We start from the raw sequence: 19,788 nt of genomic DNA on the forward strand, positions 1-19,788 counted from the left end.
GACGCGGATGCACCCGTCGGCCCGAGTGACCCTTCGACCACCCTCATCGCCACCGGCCTGATGGTGCGTCAGTTCCTAGGAGATTTCTGCATGGCCAAGAAGGTCCACGCCGCGCCCGGACGCCCCGGGCGCGCGGCAGCCAAGAGCGGCAGACGGGCCAGGGCGATCACCGCGGCTTCCACCGCTGTCGTCGCCCTCGTCGCCGTCACCGCGACCGCCTCCGGCGCGGTCGCCCAGGGAGGAACGGCCGGACCGGGCGCACCCGAGCGAATAGGGACGGCCCCGCATGTCCCGGCGGGCGCGACGGTGACCGGTGCGACCGCGTCAAAAACCGCGCTGCACCTCAGCGTGAACCTGGCCCCGCGCGACCCGCAGGCGCTGGCGGACTTCGTCACCGCGGTGTCCACACCGGGGAACGCCCAGTACCACCACTACCTCGCCAAGGGGCAGTTCGCCTCGGTCTTCGGCCCTGCCCAGGCCACCATCGCGGGAGTGACACGGGCGCTGAAGGCGGCCGGGCTCGCACCCGGCAAGGTCAGCCCGGACGGTCTGTCCATCCCGGTCACCGCCACCGCCGCCCAGGCGTCCCACGCCTTCGGTACCGGCTTCCACAACGTTCGTCTCAAGGACGGCACCACCGACTACCTCAACACCTCGGCCCCCTCGCTGCCCGCGAACGTGGCGCCCTCGGTGACCGGGATCGTCGGCCTGAGCAGCATCAACACCGTCAGCAGTCACCACTCCGCGGTGCGTCGCACGAGCAGGCACACCTCCGCCCGTACCGCCGCCCCCTCGGCCGTCTCCGGGCGCGCGTCGAGCGCGGCGACCGCCGACGGGTACACCCCGGCACTCTGCGCCGACTTCACCGGCTCGGGCCTGACCGACGGCACCGACTACTACAGCCCCGGCAAGCTGGCCGGCGCCTACGGGATGACCAGCTCCGCCACCGCGGGCGCGGGGCAGACCGTGGCCGTGTTCGAGCTGGAGAACGTCGACGCGGGCAGCATCGCCGCGTACCAGTCGTGCGTCGGCACCGACACCTCGGTCTCCCACGTGTACGTCGACACGACGTCGGGTGCCGGCGCGCCGGCCACCGACGGTTCGGTCGGTGTGGAGTCGGCCCTCGACATCGAGGACCTCATCGGTCTGGTGCCCGGCGCGAGCATCATCGACTACCAGGGCCCGGACGCCGAGTCCGCGACCGACCAGAACGTGATCGACGTCTACCAGCGGATGGTCACCGACGACCAGGCGCAGGTCATCTCCACCAGCTGGGGTGAGTGCGAGTCGCTCGAGAGCAGCGCGACCGCGAACGCCGAGAACACCGTCTTCGCGGAGGCCGCCGCCCAGGGGCAGAGCGTCGTCGCCGCCTCGGGCGACGACGGCTCCAGCGACTGCTACCAGGCGACCGGCTCCACGGCCAAGGCCGTCGACGACCCCGCGAGCCAGCCCTATGTCACCGGGGTGGGTGGCACCACGATGACCACCTCGGGCAGCACCAGCACCCAGACGACCTGGGGCAACGCTGACGGCGGCACCGGCGGCGGTGTCTCCTCGCGCTGGGCGCCCGTCGTCTACCAGGGCGGTGTCGCCACCACCGCGAAGCGGGCCGTCCCGGACGTCTCCGCTCTCGCGGACCCGGCCAACGGGTATCCCGTCTACCTCCAGGACGACAGCCAGTCCGCCGCCCCGATTCCCGGCATCGTCGGCGGCACCAGCGCCGCGGCCCCGACCTGGGCCGCCGCGATCGTCCAGGCGAACGCCGGTACGGCCTGCCAGGCAAACGGTCGGGTCGGCTTCCTCAACAACGCCCTCTACCGGGCCGCACGCAGCAGCTACCCGGCGGGCTTCTGGGACGTCACCAGCGGCAACAACTCCGTCTACGCCACCGGCTACACGGCCGCGGCCGGCTACGACGAGGTGACCGGCCTGGGCTCGCCCAAGGAGGCCGGTCTGATCTCCGCCCTGTGCCCGGCCCGGGGCACCGCGGCCACGGGCGCCTCCACCTTCCACCCGCTCAGCAGCCCCAAGCGCCTGCTGGACACCCGCAACGGCACCGGCTGGGGCCTCAGTTCCGTCCCGGCCACCAAGCCCCTGGTCGCGGGCGGCACCGCCCCGGTCAAGGTCGAGGGCGCCGGAGGGATCCCCAGCAGCGGTGTGACCGCTGTCGTGCTCAACCTCACGGTCACCGGCACCACCGGCGCGGGCTCGTTGATCGCCTGGGCCGACGGCACCGGCAAGCCGTCGACCAGCAACCTCAACTGGACCGGCGCGAGCCAGACCATCGCCGCGTCGGCGACGGTGAAGGTGGCCGACGACGGTGTGGTGGACCTCTACACGAGCAGCACCACCCACCTGATCGCCGATGTCCAGGGCTACTACACCAGCGGCACCACCGGATCCAAGTACACGGCGCTGAAACCGGCCCGCCTGCTGGACACCCGCTCCAAGGTCGGCATCTCCACCACCACCAAGATCACCAACGCGGTGGTCAGCCTCAAGGTCCGCGGCCATGGCGGCGTACCGACCGGCGCCACCTCCGCGGTGCTCAACCTGACGGCCACCCAGACCGTCGGCGGGGGATACCTGGAGGCCTACCCCGAAGGCGCCACCCGCCCGACCGCGTCCAACGTCAACTGGTCGGCCACCGGGACCACCATCCCCAACCTGGTGGTCGTGCCGATCGGCAGCGACGGCAACGTCAGCATCTATGTGCACGGCACCAGCCATGTGATCGCCGATGTCTCCGGCTACTTCTCCACCAGCGGCTCGACCTTCCAGACGGTCACCCCGCTGCGCCTGCTGGACACACGCCAGACGACGGCGCTGGGCTCCGGCAAGACGCTGGCCGTGCAGATCTCGGGCCGTGACGCCATCCCGTCCACCGGCGTCAAGGCCGTCGTGCTGACCGTCACCGTCACCGGCACCACCGGCAGCGGCTACCTCGCCGCCTGGGCCGACGGGGGCAGCCGTCCCACGGCCTCCAACCTCAACTGGACGAAGGGCAAGACGATCGCCAACCAGGTGATCGTGCCCGTCGGTTCAGACGGCAAGGTGGACTTCTACACGAGCAGCACCACCAACGTGCTCGCGGACGTGGCCGGCTACATCAGCTGACGCCCCTCCACGACACGACCGTGATGCCCCGCCGACCATGCCGGTCGGCGGGGCATCACCGGTTCGCCCCCCTCCCTCAGGGCTTGAGGCCCTCAGGGCTTGAGGCGGGCGATCCGCAGAGTCGTCGAGGTCGGGGAGGCACCCGTCAGCGGCTTCGCGTACGTCGGTGTGACCGGGACGTATGCCCAGACCAGCGTCCCGTCCTTCTGGACCGCGATGTCACCGGTGATCCGCGCCGACACCACCTTGTCCGCGCCTTCGACCTTGCCGTTCCAGTCGACGAGACGGAAGTGCGTGCCGGTGAAGGTACCGGTGCAGGTGCCGCTCGCGCACTTGGCGTTCTTCAGGGACTCCCAGGACACCAGGAGGCGGTCCTTGCCGTACGGCGCCACACGCACGTTGACGTTCTCGACGGTCTTGGCGCCGGTGAGGTAAACCGCCTTGCCGGGGCCGGAGTTGCGGTTCTTGAGGAAGGCCACCGCGACCTGGTGGGTGCCGGTCTTCGGCGTGACCGTCCAGCCACGGCCGCTGGAGTCGTCCGGGTTCTTCTTCGCGGACGCGGCACCGCGGGAGGCGAAGGCGGTCGCGTAACGCCCGGTGGAGGACTTCACCAGGTCACCGGTGCGGCCGGCGAACGTACCGCCGCAGTACCCCGCCCAGCACTGCTCGCGCTGCACGACCGGGGCCACGTCCGGGGCGCCGATGCCCGTCGACACGAACAGGCCCGAACGCCAGTCGTCGAAGCAGAGGGAGGTGAAGTCGCCGGTGGTCTCGGCGTGCAGCGCGATGCCCTCGTTGTGGCTGCACCCCCAGCCCCAACCCCCGCTGAGCTTCGCTCCCTTGGCGCTGACGTACGACAGCTTGTCGCCGAAGTGGCCGTCGGCGAAACCGCCCGCGCCGTGCACGACGAAGTAGGCGCCGTACTTCGAGCCGTTCCAGGTGAGTTGGCCGTCGAGGGTGGGGGAGGTGTCGTGCGAGGCGGTGCCGGTCAGCTTGGTGGTCCAGGACTTCTTGGCGCCGGTGTACCGGACGATCGCGGCCGCCGTCTCCTTCCACTTGTTGGTGTCGGCGACCCGGGTGAGCAGCGCGAAGCCGTCGTTGTGCGCGACCAGCCCGCCGACCTCCTTGGCGCCCTTGACGACCGTGTCCGCGCCGGAGCGCTTCCCCGCGGACGTCAGCGGGGTGACATGGACGCCGTCCGGTGCGGGCCAGGCCACGCGCAGGGTGCCGTTCGGGGCCGCCGCGGTCGCCGTCCGGGTCCACTCGCGGGTGTTGTTGTAACCGGCGGACAGATAAGGGAACTTGGCGGCCAGGGTCACGGCCGTGGTGGTGGGGGCGAGCGTGGGAGGGGTGGCCGCGCCTGCCGTGGCGTACCAGGCGCCGGCCAGGGCGGCGGCCGCGGCGAGCCCGGCGATGACGGGCTTACGGGCCGCGCGGACCCGGCGGTGGCCGGCGCGAGGGGTGTCACCGGAGGCGTCGGGGCGGGCGTCGCCGTCACGCGGCGTGCGTCTTGCGGAAGTCATGCCCCCAGGTCGCCGCAGGGTGCGCGAAGGTTGCCGCCGACCTTGCCATGATCGGACGCACCCCCGAGAATCCCCGAATGACCTCCAGCATCCGACACGTGACCATCGACTGCACCGACGCCTATGCGCTCGCCGACTTCTGGTCCCGGGTCCTCGGACAACCGCTGCACGAGGACGACGGCCAGGAGGACGAGGAGGTGCTGATCGAGGCTGCGGGCCTGCTCTTCGTCACCGTCCCGGAGACCAAGACCGTCAAGAACCGCCTCCACTTCGACCTCCAGCCGCAGGACCGCACCCGCGACGAGGAGGTCGACCGCCTGCTCACCCTGGGCGCCACGGTCGTCGACGACCAGCGCACGGGCGACGGAATGGGCTGGGTGGTTTTCGCCGACCCGGAGGGCAACGAGTTCTGCGTGGAGCGGAGTTCGGCGGAACGGGAGCGGTGAGAGCCGCCGCGGCGCCGACGTGGGGGGTCAGCCGGACACATCCTCCCCGAGCAGCGTCCGCGTGAGCCGTTCGGCGTAGGCCACCGGTTCCTGTGCGGCGCCGAGGTGGCCCCCAGGGAACTCGACGAAGTCGCCGTGCAGGTCCTTGGCGAGCAACTCGGCTGTGCGGTGGAGGAGTTGACCGCGCGAGTCGGAGCCGGCGGTGAGGGTGAGCCGGGGCCCCGATGGTGCGGACTCGGGGGCGTACGCGGTGAACGGCCGTAGAACGTGGGCGAGGGAGATCGCCATGGGGCTGGCCAACTCCTCCTCCCTGGACAGCGGTTGCCCCTCCGGCAGCTCGCCGGCCGTCCGCTCCTCCAGCAGGGCGGTCATCCGGGCTCCCGCCGCAGCGAGTCCCCGGGCTCGGTAGATGTCGCAGACCTCCACGAACCCGGCGCGCTGCCGTGCTCCGTCCGGCAGCACGCTCACACACGGCGGCTCGTGCGCGACGACGTGCAGCAGCCGCTCCGGGTGCCGGATGAGCAGGTCGAGGGCAGCGACGCCGCCCGCGCTGATGCCGTGGACGTAGGCGGACCCGCCGTCCGTGAGCGTCGCGTCGAGCACGCGTCGCGCCCCGTCGCTCCAGTCCTGGGGCCGCTGGTCCTCGACGGGTTCGCCGAGACGGCCGTGAGCGAGGCCGAGAGGGTCGTAGGTGACGACGGTGAAGTGCTCGGCGAGTGCCTCCGTCATCGGACCGAGGCCCATGGGGTGGCCGGCGCCGCCGGGGATCAGCAGCAGTAAGGGGCCATGGCCGGTGATGTCGTAGGACGGGTCAGTCATCGGTGTTCTCCTTCTGGGGCCAGTTCTCGAGTGCCACGTGCAGGGCGTCGACTGCCCTGTCCCAAGACTTCTGTACGTCGCGGGGTGCGCCGAAGCCGCCCGCCGACTCCAGGGCGCAGTAGCCGTGGAAGGTGGCACGCAACAGGCGTACGGCGTCGGTGAGATCGGGTTCAGTGAGGCCGTAGGCGCGGAGCATGCCGTAGGTGATCTCGGCGGTTCGGCGCAACGCGGGCGCAGCGGCGATCAGTGACTGGTCGATACGGATCTGGGTGGCCGCGTACCGCCCCGGCCGCTCCAGCGCGTACGCCCGATAGGCGTCGGCGAACGCGGTCAGCGCGTCCTTCCCGGCCCGCCCCGCCACCGCGGCGGCGATCCGGTCGATCATCTCGCCGCCGGCGAGCAGGGCCACCCGGGTGCGCAGGTCCTGGAGGCTCCTGACGTGCGAGTAGAGGCTCGCGTCCTTCACGCCGAAGCGCTTGGCGAGCGCGGCCAGGGTGACCCTCTCGAAGCCGATCTCGTCGGCGAGGTCGGCGGCGGCCGCGGTGAGGCGGTCGGGGGTCAGACCTGCGCGGGGACTCATGGAGGCAGCTTACCTAGGGCCCCTAGGTTTTCGGCCACTGGTTTTTGGTGGGCGGTAAGAAGACCAAGTCCCCTGCAGGGACAGTAGATTCACGCCATGAGCGACGACGAGGAGTATCTGGACAAGAGCCCGGCCGCCGCACGGATGGGGAAGGCCGCCGAGTATCTGGTCGCGGCTTCCTCCATCCTCGCCACGGGCGGCGAACTCAACGTCTCCACCTCGCTCGTGGACGACGAAGGTGTGGACCTCGTCTTCCACCGGCGCGGGAGTACCGCGACCCTGGCCGTGCAGGTGAAGGCCAGGATGTCGACCGGAGTCCAGGTCCAACAGGGCAGGCTGATGGCCTTCGTCCGGTCGCAGACGTTCCAGCCGCGGTCCGATCTCGACATGCTGTTCGTCGCCGTGGAGGTGGAACAGGGAGCGATCATGACGGCATGGCTGGTACCGAGCCCCGTGTTCGCGGAGATGGTGAGCGAGCCGAACAGCAGGGGTCGCTTCCGGTTCTCCGCCTCCATGAAACCGGACTCCATGGACCGTTGGACTCCTTTCCGGCTGACCGCGGCCGAACTGCCCAGGCGCATCCTCGCGCGACTCGCGGAACTGGAGAAGGGGCCGGCGCCCGCGTCAGCTCTGTGAGGCGGAGGGTGTCCTGCCGGGTGGGACGGCTCCGTCAGCGGATCTCTCCGGTTGTGCCGTCATCTGCGGTTGCGCCACGCAAGGGCGTGATGATCTCGTCGGTGAGCCATCGTGCGACCTGTGAGGGATAAGGACTGCGCAGGCTCAACACGATGTGTGTCACGCCCGCGGCGATCAACTCGGCTATGGCCTTGCGGTCGGTGGCCGGATCGTCGTAGGAGACGATGTACTGCACGGAGCGGGTGATCGTTCGTGGGTCACGACCGATCGCGGCACAGTGGTCGTCGAGAACGGCGCTGCGCCGGGTGATGTAGTCGAGCGTGTTGTGCGGCGGTCCGGGGGTGTTCCAGATATCGGCATGCTCGGCGACCAGGCGCAGTGTCCGGGTTCCCCAGCCGCCGATCAGCAGTGGCGGACCTGGCTGCTGTAAGGGCTTTGGCTCGTTGCGGTTACCGGTCAGGGTGTAGTGGCGCCCGTGGAAGTCGAAGACGTCCCGTGTCCACATGCCACGGAGGATGGCGATGGTCTCCTCCAGGCGCGCGATGCCTTCGGCGGGCGGGACGAGCGTGAGACCGTAGGCCGCGTACTCCGCGACGGCCGGGTTCTCTCCGGCGATGCCGCCCGCGTCAGGTGGCTGCGAGGTGCCGCCCACGCCGAGGCCCATGATCAGGCGGCCCCCCGAGATCACGTCGACCGTCGTGGCGATCTTGCCGAGGACTGCGGGCGGCCGGACCCGGTTGCTTGTCACGAGCAGGCCCAGACGCAGCCGCCGGGTACTGGCGGCCAAGGCACTCAGCAGCGTCCACCCCTCGAGGATCTGCCCGTCCTTCGGGCCGACGATCGGCATGAGGTGGTCCCACAGCCAGGCGTCCGCTATCTCGGGTAGCTCGTCGGCCTCCTGCCACACGCGGAGGATGTCCTGGTAGGAGACCCGCATCGGGGTCGTCTTGATTCCGAACGTCACGGATGAGAGGTGCTGGTCGGACATGGTTGCCACGTGCCCTCCGAGTCGACGCGTCACCGTTGGCGGTGACGTAATCATCACCATAGTAGATCGTCAGCGACACTGATTATCAGTGATCGGATATTCTGACGCGATGACTCGCGACGCACCGCCCGAGGTCCTCACCTCGCGCCTCGGCTATCTGCTCAAGCACGCGTATCTGCGGCTGACCGAAGAGTCCGCGAGAGCCTTGGCGCCGCACGGGGTCGACGGCCGTGAACTGGCGGTTCTTGTCGTCCTCGACGCGCATGGCGAGCTCTCACAGCTGGACGCGGCGGGCAAACTGGGCATCGACCGCACCACGATGGTCGCCCTCATCGACGCGCTGGAGGGCAAGGAACTCGTCGAGCGGCGCCGCAGTCCACGGGACCGACGCAAGAACATCGTGCAGCTCACGTCGACCGGTCGGGACCGTCTGCGCGACGCCGAATCCGCGCGCCGGGAGATGGAACGCGACTTCCTCGCCCCGCTCTCCCGCGCCGACTCTGAGCACCTGGTCCGCGCGCTGAAGTCACTCGTCGTCAACGGGCCCTCCCGGTCTGAGAGTTGACTCTCACGTTTCGTGAGAGGACACTCTCACGTCATGGAATCCGGTAATCGTCTCGGCGACATAGAGATCACCGACCCGAAGGCCATGCGGGCGCTCGCGCACCCCGTACGGCTCGCGATCCTGGAGCGGCTCCAGCGGCACGGCCCCGCCACCGCCTCGCAGTTGTCGCCGCACGTAGGGGCGACTCCCTCTGTGGCGAGCTGGCATCTGCGGCACCTGGCGGGGTTCGGACTGGTACGGGACGCAGCGGAGGGCGGCACGGACCGGCGGGAGCGGCGGTGGGAGGCGGTGGCGCGGGGATTCCGGGTCGACGTGCCGGAGGACGAGGACGGCACCTCGGCCGCGCGGGCGCTGTCCTGGGAGATGTTCGCCCGGGCCGCCGAGCTCCCCGAGCGATGGGCGACCGAGACCGAACCCGCCCTCGAACCGGCCTGGCGGCGGCTCTCCGGCCTCGCCAACACCCGGGTCGTGGTGACCGCCGAGGAACTTGCCGTGATCGAGGACGCGATCGAAGCCGCCATCGCCCCCTACGTCATGCGGGAGCAGCGGCCACCGGACGGCCGGGGTGTACGGCTGCTGCGGTACATGCTGCCCGAGACGGCGGACGGCGCCGACGCGTGACCTCCCTGTGGCGCGACCGGCGTTTCGTCCGGTACTGGGCGAGCAGTGCCGTCTCGCAGTTCGGCGACCGGGTCTCCGAAGTGGCCGTACCCCTCATCGCCGTCACCGTCCTGGACGCCTCCGCCGGTCAGGTGGCTGTGCTGACCGCCCTCGCCTGGACGCCGAACCTGCTTGCGCTCCTGCTGGGGGCCTGGGTGGACGGGCGGGCTCGGAAGCGGCGGTTGCTGGTCGTCATGGACCTCGTGCGCGCGGGCGTGCTGCTGTCCCTGCCCGCCGCCCATCTGTGGGGGGCCGTCACGCTCTGGCAGTTGTATGTGGTGGTGCTCCTCGGCGGACTCGCGGGAGTGACGGCCGGCTGTGCCTGGCAGCCGCTGTTCGCGCGGATCGTGCCGCGTGCGTCGTACGTCGACGCCACCAGCAAGTTCAGCGCGGCCCGTTCGGCGTCGTTCGTGGCCGGGCCCGCGACCGGTGGCGGGCTTGTCCAGGTTCTGGGTGCGCCCATCGCCGTCGTAGCCGACGTGCTGTCATTTCTGGTGTCCGCGCTTCTGCTGGGCAGGGGGCCGCTCGACGAGCCCGCGCCCGCAGCCCGTTCCGGCGCCGCCCTGCCCGCGCTGCTGCGGGATGCCCGGGACGGACTGTTCTTCGTGCTGAGGCATCCAGTGCTGCGGGCAAGCCTGGGCTGCTCCACCACCATCAACTTCTTCACCTTCCTGGCGGGCACCGGCATGGTCGTGCTCTTCGCCGACCGTGAACTCCAACTGTCCCCGGGCGCAATCGGGTTGGCCCTCGGAATCGGGGCGACCGGCTCCCTCGTCGGGGCACTCACGGCACCGTGGCTGTCCCGACGCATCGGGTTGGGACGGTGCGTTGCTGTCGGGGCCGTGCTGTTTCCGGCGCCCTTCGCGCTGGCCGCGGTCGCCGGTGGCCCGGCGTGGGCCGGTGCCGCGATCCTGGGTGCGGCCTACTTCCTGGTGGGCCTCGGGGTGATGTGGTTCGACGTCCCCCTCAACTCCCTGCAGACCGCGGTCACTCCGGACTCCCTGCGCAGCCGCGTCACGGGTGCCTACAGCACCGTCAACTACGGGATACGCCCCCTCGGCGCACTCGCCGGAGGGGTGCTCGCCACGACGGTCGGGCTCAGGGCGACTCTTGTCATCGTCGCCGTCGGTGGGGTGTCGTCGTTGCTGTGGCTGTTGCCCTCGCCGGTACCGGGCATCCGTTCCCTGGACCATGATCATGAGCTGCCCGCCGAACACCGGCATCAGACCGCCGTGCGGTAATTCGTCGGGGAGCAGTCACCGGTGGTCCTAAGGTTGCCGGGACACCGGAGGAGGGGCATGGCCCACGAGGCTCAGCGGGACGGGGAATCCGTCAAGTCCCTTTCAGGGGACGCCCGTTCGGGGCCGCTTTGGCGGCAGCGCGACTTCGCCGTGTTCTGGGTCGCTCAGACGCTCTCCGTCCTCGGTGACTCCTTCGCCCTGATCGCCCTGCCCCTGTTGGTGCTTGAGACGACCGGCTCCGTCGCGCGGATGGGGATGCTGACGGCGGTGGGCGGGGCTGCCGCGGTCGTCGCGGCCGTGTTCGCCGGGGTGGTGGTGGACCGCGTCGACAAGCGTCGGCTGCTCATCGCCTGCGATCTCGTGCGCATGGCGCTGTACGGCGTGATTCCCCTCGTGTGGCTGGCAGGGCCGCGGGTCTGGCTGCTCTACGCCGTCCTGCCGCTGTGCGAGGCCGTCGGCATGCTGTTCGCCGTCGGGTACGTCACCGTCGTACGCGGGCTCGTCGCGACCGGGCAACTCACCGAGGCCAACGGGCGGTTGAACGCCACCGCCGCCGCGGCCGGGGTGCTGGGGCCGGTGTGCGCGGGGGTCGTGGCCGCCTGGACCGGGCCCGCCGCAGCGGTCGGTGTGGACGCGGCCAGCTTCGGGGTGTCGGCGCTGTGCACATGGTTCGTGCGGTTCGGTTCCCGCCCCGCCGAGCCGGCCGAACGCACCGCTCTGTGGCGGGACCTGCGCACCGGGGTGTCCTTCCTGCGCGGACACCCCGTGCTGCGCTCGCTCACCGTGCTCCTGTTCGTGTTCAGCTTCCTCACCCTCGGCCTGAACGACCTGGTGATCTACCACGTCAAGCACGACCTCGGTCACGACGACGGCACGGTCGGCACCGTCATGGCCGTCGGCGCGCTCGGCACCGTCGCCGGCGCACTCCTGGTGGCCCGGGTACGCCGACGGCTCGGGTTCGGGGCGGTCTGGACCGGCTCGGTCGCGCTCTGCGGGCTCGCCTTCGCCGGGATCGGCTGGGCCCGGGGCGTCCCGGCCGTCGCGGTGCTGTGCGCGCTCTTCCTCGCCGGCGGCGCCATGGCGGGCACCTGCTCCATGTCCCTGCGCCAGGAGGTCACCCCCGAGCCGCTCCTCGGCCGGGTCACCTCGGCCTTCTGGACCCTGCACTACGCCGCGGCCCCGGTCGGCGCGGCCGTCCTGACCTGGGCGGCGGAGCAGCGGGGCACGGCCCCCGTCGCTCTGGCCGCGGGTGCGTGCTGCGTACTGATCGCGACGGCCGCGCTGTTCACGCCCCTACGGCGGTCCGGCCGGGAGTGACCGCGCCCCGGCGCGCCTCACTGACGCCGCTGCCCCAGGATGCAGAACTCGTTGCCCTCGGGGTCCGCCAGCACCACCCACGACTGGTCGCCCTGGCCGATGTCGACGCGCCGCGCGCCGTGAGCGACCATGCGAGCCACCTCGGCGTCCTGGTCGTCGGGCCGGAAGTCGAGGTGCAGGCGGCTCTTGGACTTCTTGCTCTCCTCGATCCGGACGAAGTCCAGCCCCGGCATGCGGTCGGGCGCCGGACGGATCTCGAACTCGTCGTCGGAGGAGTGGACGACGACCCATCCGAGAGCATCGGCCCACCACTGCCCCAGCGCCGCCGGGTCTTCCGAGTGGACGATTACCTGTTCCCATTCCAAGGTCATCCGTTGATCCTAGCTTTGCCGATGCCGTACACAGTTGGTCGTCACCCGTTGACTCCCGCGTAGTGACGCAGACTCCAGCGCCACAGCAGCCGCGAGCCCAGGTAGGCCACCACACCCAGCAGCGGTGAGGCCGCCGCCAGCCAGTACGGGACGCCGGTGTCGTGGCCGTGGCCGGTCAGGACGGCCGCCGGGAAGTAGGCGACGAACGCGAGCGGGAGGCCGTAGGTGAGGAGGCCGCCCACCGCCCTCGGGAGGACGTTGAGGGGGTAGCTGCCGAAGGTGCCGAGGAGTTCCTCCAGCCAGCGCCCCCAGTAGTCGGCGGCCGGGAAGCGCAGGGCCGCGCACATGATCGCGGTGAAGAGGGCCGCCTCCAGGAGCATGCCGCCGATCAGGGCCGCGATCAGGTAGGAGATCCGGCCCGGCGTCCAGTCCAGGTGGCTTCGGCTCAGGGCGCCCACCATCAGGCCCACCGCGACCGTGAGGTCGCCGATCGCGTTGGTGGGGAAGAAGGCCAGCTGGAGTTGGCGGTGCACCGGCATCGGGCGGGTCAGGTAGATGTCGATCCTGCCCTCCTGGATCTGCCGGCCCGCGCCGTGCACCCGGCCCAGCACCAGCACGAACAGCCCGTGCGCGAGCATCCGCGTCGCCGGGATCAGCAGCACCTCCGAGCTGTCCCAGCCGCCCATCCCGGTGAACCGGGTCAGCAGCACGGTGGCGAACACGATCACCGACACCTGCCAGATCGCGCCGATCGCGATCATCAGCAGGAACTCGGTGCGGTACTCCAGCTGGGCACGGAAGTTGAGCCGCGTGATGCGCCACGCGATCCGCATGCCGTTCACAGGCCTCAGCCTCCTTGGGAGATGACGCGACGGGCGGCCCGCCGCCACAGGAAACGGGTGAACAGGGTGAGGGCCACGCCCCAGAACGCCTGGATCGCCAGCTGCTCACCGGCGTCGGAGAGTGGGATGCGTCCGATGTAGATCGACAGCGGCACGCTCAACGTCGCCTGGAACGGCAGGAATCCGCTCAGCGTGATGAACCAGTCCGGGAAGAACCACAGCGGCGCGTACACACCCGACAGCAGGTTCTGCGCGAAGATCAGGATGAGCATCGCCGCGTTGTTGCGGACCGTCCAGAAGCACAACTGGTCCAGGATCAGCATCACGTGGTAGAGGACCCACTGGCCCAGCAGCAGGCTCAGTGCGAACACCCCTGCCACGGCAGGGGACTTGGGCGCGTCCACCACTCCGGCCGCGAGGCACACCAGGTATCCGCCGAGCGCCCACGCGAACCCGTACAGCTGCTCGCCGAGGGCGCGCAGGGCGTGGTAGCGCTGGGGCGGCAGCGGACGCAGGTACCAGTAGACGATCGTGCCGAAGTGCATGTGCTGCAGCACGGTGTCCCGGCCCGCGTACTGGTCCAACTCCCGTAGCCGGGAGGCGAGTACGGCCAGCACCGCGTAGGTGACGGCCTGGCCCTCGGCGAGGCCCGCGGTGGTGCCGGTGTGCGCGTACAGGCCGTGCCACAGGGAGGCCACCAGGATCACCTGGACGATCAGCCGGATCAGGACGGCCGTCATCCGGGGCGGTGCGTGCAGTTCGCCGAGCGGGGTGACGCGGGCGGCGCGCCAGGCGTGCAGGACCGCCATGTCAGACCGCCTCGGCGTGGACGTAGGCGGCCCGCATGACGTCCTCGAGGTCGGCCTCGTCGATGGCGACGCCCGTCACCTCGTACCGCTCGATGACCGCCTTCAGCGCCTGGTGCACGCTGGGGGAGTCGGGACCGTCGGGGCTCTCGGGGCCGAACACGAGCCGCGGGCCCTCCTTGCGCAGCACCGCGATCCCCGGCAGCGGGACGACCTCGGTGTGCGGGTCGGCCAGCGTCGCGCGGACCTGCCAGGTGGAGCCGAACTTGCGGCGGATCTCGTCCAGGCTGCCGTCGAGGACGAGTCTGCCGTGGTTGATGAGCACGAGCCGCTCGGCGAGCCGCTCGACCTCCGTCATGTCGTGCGTGGTCAGCAGGACCGTCCGGCCGCGCTCCTCGACCTGGTGGCGCAGGAACTCCCGGACCTGCTCCTTGACCACCACGTCCATGCCGATGGTGGGCTCGTCGAGGAAGACGACGGGCGGGTCGTGCAGCAGCGCGGCGGCCAGGTCGCAGCGCACCCGCTGGCCGAGGGAGAGATGGCGGACCCGGGTGTCCCAGAACGTGGAGAGCTCCAGGATGTCGTCGAACTCCTGGAGCCTTCTTGCGTGTTCGGCCTTCGGCACCTCGTAGATGTCTCTGAGGATGGAGAACGACTCGCGCACCGGCAGGTCCCACCACAGCTGGGTGCGCTGCCCGAACACCGCGCCGATGTTACGGGCGTTGCGTTCGCGTTCCTCGTACGGCACCACGCCCGCCACCCGGGCCTCGCCGGAGGTGGGCGTGAGGATGCCGGTGAGCATCTTGATGGTGGTGGACTTGCCGGCGCCGTTCGGGCCGAGCAGGGCGAGGAGTTCGCCGGGCGCCACGTCGAAGGTGATGTCCGAGACGGCGTGCTTGGCGACCCGCTCCGGGTTGACCAGGGAGCGCAGGGTGCCGGCGATACCGGGACGACGGACGGTGGTGTGGAAGGTACGCGAGAGACCGCGCACCTCGATACTTCCGCTCACGGTGTGAACTCCCTTGCTGTGAACACAAGTTGCGGCCGGTCGGCTGAGGAGCCGACCGGCCGCGGGCACACCATGACCGTTGCAGAATTTCGATCACATTGGCAATGGATTAATCCACCTGTGAATTGGACTAATCGATCACCGAGAACACGAAGGAGAACTCTGCGGGCTCCGCGCGCAGGTGGTACTGCGGCAGCGGGCCGGGTCCGCAGGACTGCGAGCCGACTCCGTGGTGGCCGTGGTCGAGGTTGACCCACACCGTGTCACCGGCCCGGAGGTCCGTCAGATGCGCCGCCGCGTCCAGCTGTTCGGTCGTCCAGCGGCGGGCGGTGAAGGAGAACTCCGGGTCGCCCTCGATCCTGAGGCCGCCGAGCTCCACCCAGCGGACGTCGGCGCGGGCGCCGTTCTCCTGCGGGCGCAGATACGGCGTCTGCAACTCGTCTACGGTCGAGTCGTAGCGCCCCACGATCGAGGCCTTCCGGGTGTCCGGGTAGGCCTCGCCGGGACCGCCGCCGAACCACCGCACCTGGTCGGCCGCGGGGAGTCCGAGCCGGACGCCCAGCCGGGGCAGCGGCTGCGTCCACTCGCCCTCAGGACCCACCGACACCGTCAGACGCAGTTTCGTGCCGTCCGAGGTCCAGCGGTAGACGGTTGCGAGACCCACCTCGCGGGCGGCGGGCGCCACCCGGGTCCGGACGGTCAGCGCGTCCTCGCCGAGCTCCACCGAGTCCAGACGGTGCTGCATCCGGTGCAGGCCGAGGTTCCGCCACAGCTTGCTGTAGCAGATGCCGCCGTTCCACTCGCCCTCGTCGTTGTCGGTCGTCGCCCGCCACACGTCCAGACGCGGACTCTCGACGGCGACCCCGCCGATCGTCCGCAGCGCGCCGGTGCGGGCGTCGAAGGACGCCGGGCCGAGGGTGATCAGCCGCTCGCCGCGCACGGGCCGGTCGCCGGTCGCGACGGAAGGCCGTACCGCGGAAGAGGCCGGGACCTGTCCCCACGCGACGAGGTGGTCCTTCGGGGCCCACGCGCTGTCGGCGGCGAGCCGCGCCCGCACCGTCCACTGCGCCTCCGCGCTCTCGTGCGCGGGCGGCTCCGGCAGCTTCAGATCGGCCGACGCACCGGGTGCCAGTGCCGGCACCGACAGCGTTCCGGTCTCGACCGTCTCGCCGTCCACCTGGTACGACCACTCGAAGGCGAGCGCGGACAGGTCCGCGAAGTCGTACTTGTTGGTGATCCGTACGGAGCCGTCGGCGCCCTCGATGCGGACGGGCTCGATGACCTTCTTGTACTCCACGAGCCCGGGGGAGGGCGTGCGGTCCGGGAAGATCAGGCCGTCGCAGACGAAGTTGCCGTCGTGCAGCTCCTCGCCGAAGTCGCCGCCGTAGGCGTAGCCCAGCTCGGGGTGCTTGATGCCGTGGTCGATCCACTCCCAGATGAAGCCGCCCTGGAGACGGTCGTACTTCTCGAAGATGTCCTGGTAGTCGGCGATGCCGCCGGGGCCGTTGCCCATGGCGTGGCCGTACTCGCACTGGATGAACGGCAGTTCGCGGCGGACCTGCGGGCCGCCGTCGAGGCGTTTGCCGATCCGCTCGACCTCGGCGTGGTCGGCGTACATCCGCGAGTACACGTCGGTGTCCCGGCAGTTCCAGTCGCCCTCGTAGTGCACCAGGCGGGAGGAGTCGCGGCCGTGGATCCACTCGGCCATCGCGGTCAGGCCGCGGCCGGTGCCGGCCTCGTTGCCCAGCGACCAGAAGACGATCGAGGGGTGGTTCTTGTCCCGCTCGACCATGCGGGACGCACGGTCCAGGAGGGCCGGGGTCCAGCGGTCGTCGTCGACGGGGTTGTCGCGCCAGCCCTGCTCGACGAAGCCGTGGGTCTCCAGGTCGCACTCGTCGATGACCCACAGGCCGTACTCGTCGCACAGGTCCAGGAAGGCCGGGTGCGGCGGGTAGTGCGAGGTGCGCACCGCGTTGAGGTTGTGCCGCTTCATCAGCAGCACGTCCTCGCGCATGGTCTCGAGGTCGAGGGTGCGGCCCTTCTCCGGGTGCCATTCGTGGCGGTTGACGCCCTTGAACAGGATCGCGCTGCCGTTGACCTTGATCAGGCCGTCTTCCAGGACGACCGTGCGGAAACCGATCCTGAGCGGGACCCGCTCGCCCTCCGTGACCAGCTCGCCGTCGTACAGCCGGGGGTTCTCGGCACTCCAAGGCGTCACCGGGGCCGTCGCCGCCTCCCCGGTCGCGACATCGATGTCCAGGGCGGGCACGAGCACCCGCCCGTCCACGTCGGAGTCGACGCGCAGGGTGCCCTCGCCGGTGACGTGGTCGTAGGAGGCGTGCACGAAGAAGTCTCCGGCGGAGCCGGAAGGCCGGTGCAGCAGGGTCACCTCACGGAAGATGCCCGGCAGCCACCACTGGTCCTGGTCCTCCAGGTAGGAGCCCGCCGACCACTGGTGCACGCGGACCGCGAGGACGTTGTCCTTGGGCTTCAGCAGATGCCCGACCGCGAACTCGTGCGCCAGCCGGGAGCCCTTGAACTCGCCGAGGTCCGTGCCGTTCAGCCAGACCCGGGCGCAGGACTCGACACCGTCGAAGCGGACGACGGCGCCGCCGTCCGCCGGCCAGTCCTCGGGGAGGTCGAAGACCCGCAGGTGGTCGCCGGTCGGGTTCTCCGTCGGGACGTGCGGCGGGTCCACCGGGAACGGGTACAGGTGGTTGGTGTAGATCGGCAGCCCGAAGGCCCCGTCGCCCTGGAGGACCCAGTGCCCGGGGACCGTGACCTCGGCCCAGCCGGCGGCGTCGTATCCCTCCTCGGCGAAGGAGTCGTCCTCGGCGTCGGCGGTCGCCGAGAGGCGGAAGCGCCAGGCGCCGTCGAGGGACAGGGCCTTCGCGTCGGACGAGGCGTACCAGGCGCGGGGCGGAAGAGCCCCGCTGCCCGGGGATACGTCCTCGACGAAGTCGATGGCCGTGGTGGTGCGGAAAGACATCGGTCTCCAGGTCCTGAGAGAGAGGTGTCAGCCCTTGATGCCGGTCTGCGCGATCCCCTGGACCAGCCAGCGCTGGAGGAAGAGGAACACGAACACCAGGGGCAGGATGGAAATGGCGGTGGCCATGAAGATCAGGTGGAAGTTCACGGTCTGGTTGGTCATGAAGGAGGACAGGGCGACCTGGACGGTCCAGGAGCTCGGGTCCTGGCCGATGACCAACGGCCACAGGAAGGCGTTCCACCCGCTGATGAACGTGATCGTGGCCATCGCCGCGAAGAAGTTCAGCGAGTTGGGTACCACAATGCGCCAGTATGCGCCCCAGTAACCGAGCCCGTCCACGCGTGCCGCCTCCTCCAGCTCCTTCGGGAACCCGAGGAAGTACTGCCGGAACAGGAAGCAGGTGAAACCACTGAACAGACCCGGGATGATCAGACCCCGGTAGGTGTCGATCCAGCCGAGCGACGAGACCAGTACGAAGCTGGGCACGAAGGTGACGGCGGTGGGGACCATCAGGGTCGCGAGGACGGCGTAGAAGACCTTGTTGGCGTGCTTGTAGGGGATACGGGCCAGTCCGTAGCCGGCCAGTGAGCAGATCAGCAGGGTGCCGACGGTCATGGAGACGGCGATCACCATCGAGTTCCACATGGACCTGGCGAAGTCGACGGTCGGGTCGTCGAACAGCTCGCCGATGTTGCCCCACTGGAAGGAGGGGAGCAGCTTCCAGTTCTCGCCGGTGATCTCCGGGTCCGTGGAGAGGGAGTTGCGGAGGATCAGGTAGAAGGGGAGCAGGAAGAGCAGGGCGGCGACGCTGACGGCGATGTACAGGCCCGTACTGCCGAGGGCGCCTCCGCGCTTCTTGCCGCGCTCCTTGCCCACCTGAGGTGCGGTGGTGGTCACTTGGAGTCCTCCCCCCTTCCGAAGCCCATGAACTTGCCCTGAAGGAGCGTGACGGCGCAGATCAGCACCGTGAGGATGACGGCGCCCGCGCTGCCGGCGCCGTAGTCCTGGTTGTCGCCGAGGGCTGTCTTGTACAGGACCATGAGCGGGGTCTGGCCCCAGGTCGCCTTGATCGAGATGATGTTGAAGAACTCGTCGAACGCCTGGTAGGCGGCGACGAGCAGCAGCAGGATCACCGCGGTCGAGGTGGCGCGCAGCTGGGGCAGCGTGATGTACCGGAAGGTCTGCCAGCCGGGCTTGGCGCCGTCGATCGCGGCTGCCTCGTACAGCTCCGCCGGGATGTTCTGCAGTGCGGCCAGGAACAGGATCATGTAGAAGCCGGCCTGCAGCCACAGACGTACGGTCACGATGACCAGCCAGTACCAGGGCGGGTTCGGGTCGGACAGGTAGGCGATGTTCTCGACGCCGAACCAGCCGAGCACCGTGTTCATCAGGCCGAAGCGGACACCGGTGAAGATGGACATCTTCCAGATCAGCGCGGCGGCGACGTAGGACACGGCGGTCGGCAGGAAGAACACCGACCGGAAGAACGCCCGCATGAAGCGCAGCCGGTGCACCAGCAGGGCCAGGCCCAGGGACAGGGCCCAGGTGAGGGGCACGATGAGCGCGGCGAACACCGTGAACGTCACCAGGGAACCGGTGAAGTTGGAGTTCGTCAGCATGCTCTTGTAGTTGTCGAAGCCGATGAACTTGCTCGGCGTGACGGTGAAGCGTGCGTCGAAGAAGCTGAGCCAGATGCTCCAGAAGATCGGCACGAAGACGAAGATCGCCAGGCCGACGAGGAAGGGCCCGGTGAAGAGCCAGAAGTTGAAGGTCGGGTTGCCCCTCAGGCCCCGCCGCGGCCGGGCCGGTGAGGCCTTGGCCGGGGCGGGCTGGGCGACCCCGCGCGTGGTGGTGGTCGACATGTCGTGGTTTCTCCGTC

The 19,788-nt window shown here is 70.0% G+C and carries 18 protein-coding genes; 7 read left to right on the forward strand and 11 right to left on the reverse strand.

Going from position 1 to position 19,788, the window contains the following annotated elements; genetic code table 11:
* Positions 1-90: 90 nt before the first annotated feature.
* Positions 91-3,117, forward strand: a complete 3,027-nt coding sequence (locus ACFYRX_RS10750) for a protease pro-enzyme activation domain-containing protein (RefSeq protein ID WP_389098027.1) — start codon at positions 91-93, stop codon at positions 3,115-3,117.
* A 92-nt stretch (positions 3,118-3,209) separates the two neighbouring features.
* On the opposite strand, the gene ACFYRX_RS10755 is transcribed toward ACFYRX_RS10750, so the two are convergent.
* On the reverse strand, positions 3,210-4,640 hold the full coding sequence (locus tag ACFYRX_RS10755) for a hypothetical protein (protein WP_389098029.1): 1,431 nt from the start codon (positions 4,638-4,640) through the stop codon (positions 3,210-3,212).
* A gap of 77 nt (positions 4,641-4,717) precedes the next feature.
* Between ACFYRX_RS10755 and ACFYRX_RS10760 the strand changes: the two genes are divergently transcribed.
* Positions 4,718-5,086, forward strand: coding sequence for a VOC family protein (locus ACFYRX_RS10760; RefSeq protein WP_389098031.1), 369 nt, complete (start codon positions 4,718-4,720; stop codon positions 5,084-5,086).
* A 27-nt stretch (positions 5,087-5,113) separates the two neighbouring features.
* On the opposite strand, the gene ACFYRX_RS10765 is transcribed toward ACFYRX_RS10760, so the two are convergent.
* Together ACFYRX_RS10765 and ACFYRX_RS10770 are read right to left on the reverse strand one after the other, a co-directional pair.
* Positions 5,114-5,905, reverse strand: a complete 792-nt coding sequence (locus ACFYRX_RS10765) for an alpha/beta fold hydrolase (RefSeq protein ID WP_389098033.1) — start codon at positions 5,903-5,905, stop codon at positions 5,114-5,116.
* Entirely contained in the window at positions 5,898-6,485 is a 588-nt protein-coding gene (locus ACFYRX_RS10770; protein ID WP_389098035.1) for a TetR-like C-terminal domain-containing protein, read from the reverse strand. Before ACFYRX_RS10770 ends, ACFYRX_RS10765 begins: the two co-directional genes overlap by 8 nt.
* A gap of 96 nt (positions 6,486-6,581) precedes the next feature.
* Between ACFYRX_RS10770 and ACFYRX_RS10775 the strand changes: the two genes are divergently transcribed.
* Complete coding sequence (locus ACFYRX_RS10775; protein ID WP_389098037.1) at positions 6,582-7,121, forward strand: hypothetical protein; 540 nt, start codon at positions 6,582-6,584, stop codon at positions 7,119-7,121.
* A gap of 34 nt (positions 7,122-7,155) precedes the next feature.
* Here ACFYRX_RS10775 and ACFYRX_RS10780 read toward each other — a convergent pair whose 3' ends face one another.
* Entirely contained in the window at positions 7,156-8,109 is a 954-nt protein-coding gene (locus tag ACFYRX_RS10780; RefSeq protein WP_389098230.1) for an LLM class flavin-dependent oxidoreductase, read from the reverse strand.
* A 109-nt stretch (positions 8,110-8,218) separates the two neighbouring features.
* Here ACFYRX_RS10780 and ACFYRX_RS10785 point away from each other — a divergent pair, with 109 nt between their 5' ends.
* Genes ACFYRX_RS10785 through ACFYRX_RS10800 form a run of 4 tightly spaced genes read left to right on the forward strand, consistent with a single transcriptional unit; the run spans position 8,219 to position 11,892 of the window.
* Positions 8,219-8,674 (forward strand): MarR family winged helix-turn-helix transcriptional regulator, encoded by a 456-nt coding sequence (locus tag ACFYRX_RS10785; protein WP_389098039.1) that lies wholly within the window; start codon positions 8,219-8,221, stop codon positions 8,672-8,674.
* 33 nt (positions 8,675-8,707) lie between these two features.
* Positions 8,708-9,295, forward strand: coding sequence for an ArsR/SmtB family transcription factor (locus tag ACFYRX_RS10790; RefSeq protein WP_389098041.1), 588 nt, complete (start codon positions 8,708-8,710; stop codon positions 9,293-9,295).
* Positions 9,292-10,575, forward strand: coding sequence for an MFS transporter (locus ACFYRX_RS10795; protein ID WP_389098043.1), 1,284 nt, complete (start codon positions 9,292-9,294; stop codon positions 10,573-10,575). Before ACFYRX_RS10790 ends, ACFYRX_RS10795 begins: the two co-directional genes overlap by 4 nt.
* Before the next feature lie 57 nt (positions 10,576-10,632).
* The gene (locus tag ACFYRX_RS10800; protein WP_389098044.1) at positions 10,633-11,892 is read left to right on the forward strand and encodes an MFS transporter; all 1,260 of its coding nucleotides are present in this window, start codon (positions 10,633-10,635) and stop codon (positions 11,890-11,892) included.
* 17 nt (positions 11,893-11,909) lie between these two features.
* On the opposite strand, the gene ACFYRX_RS10805 is transcribed toward ACFYRX_RS10800, so the two are convergent.
* The 7 genes from ACFYRX_RS10805 to ACFYRX_RS10835 form a co-directional block, all read right to left on the reverse strand.
* Positions 11,910-12,263 carry a VOC family protein gene (locus ACFYRX_RS10805; RefSeq protein ID WP_389098046.1) on the reverse strand — a complete coding sequence of 118 codons (354 nt, stop codon included), beginning with the start codon at positions 12,261-12,263 and terminating at the stop codon, positions 11,910-11,912.
* Positions 12,264-12,304: 41 nt separating this feature from the next.
* Positions 12,305-13,105 carry an ABC transporter permease gene (locus ACFYRX_RS10810; protein WP_389098048.1) on the reverse strand — a complete coding sequence of 267 codons (801 nt, stop codon included), beginning with the start codon at positions 13,103-13,105 and terminating at the stop codon, positions 12,305-12,307.
* 5 nt (positions 13,106-13,110) lie between these two features.
* Positions 13,111-13,914 (reverse strand): ABC transporter permease, encoded by an 804-nt coding sequence (locus ACFYRX_RS10815; protein WP_389098049.1) that lies wholly within the window; start codon positions 13,912-13,914, stop codon positions 13,111-13,113.
* A gap of 1 nt (position 13,915) precedes the next feature.
* A complete protein-coding gene (locus tag ACFYRX_RS10820) occupies positions 13,916-14,920 on the reverse strand; it encodes an ATP-binding cassette domain-containing protein (RefSeq protein ID WP_389098051.1) in 1,005 nt (334 codons plus the stop codon).
* Between the two features lie 130 nt (positions 14,921-15,050).
* Entirely contained in the window at positions 15,051-17,909 is a 2,859-nt protein-coding gene (locus tag ACFYRX_RS10825; RefSeq protein ID WP_389098053.1) for a glycoside hydrolase family 2 TIM barrel-domain containing protein, read from the reverse strand.
* Between the two features lie 27 nt (positions 17,910-17,936).
* The gene (locus tag ACFYRX_RS10830; protein ID WP_389098055.1) at positions 17,937-18,806 is read right to left on the reverse strand and encodes a carbohydrate ABC transporter permease; all 870 of its coding nucleotides are present in this window, start codon (positions 18,804-18,806) and stop codon (positions 17,937-17,939) included.
* Positions 18,803-19,771 (reverse strand): carbohydrate ABC transporter permease, encoded by a 969-nt coding sequence (locus ACFYRX_RS10835; protein ID WP_031040856.1) that lies wholly within the window; start codon positions 19,769-19,771, stop codon positions 18,803-18,805. Before ACFYRX_RS10835 ends, ACFYRX_RS10830 begins: the two co-directional genes overlap by 4 nt.
* Between the last annotated feature and the right edge of the window lie 17 nt (positions 19,772-19,788).

Origin of the sequence: Streptomyces sp. NPDC005374, from assembly GCF_042872225.1 — a bacterium.
Lineage (GTDB): Bacteria > Actinomycetota > Actinomycetes > Streptomycetales > Streptomycetaceae > Streptomyces.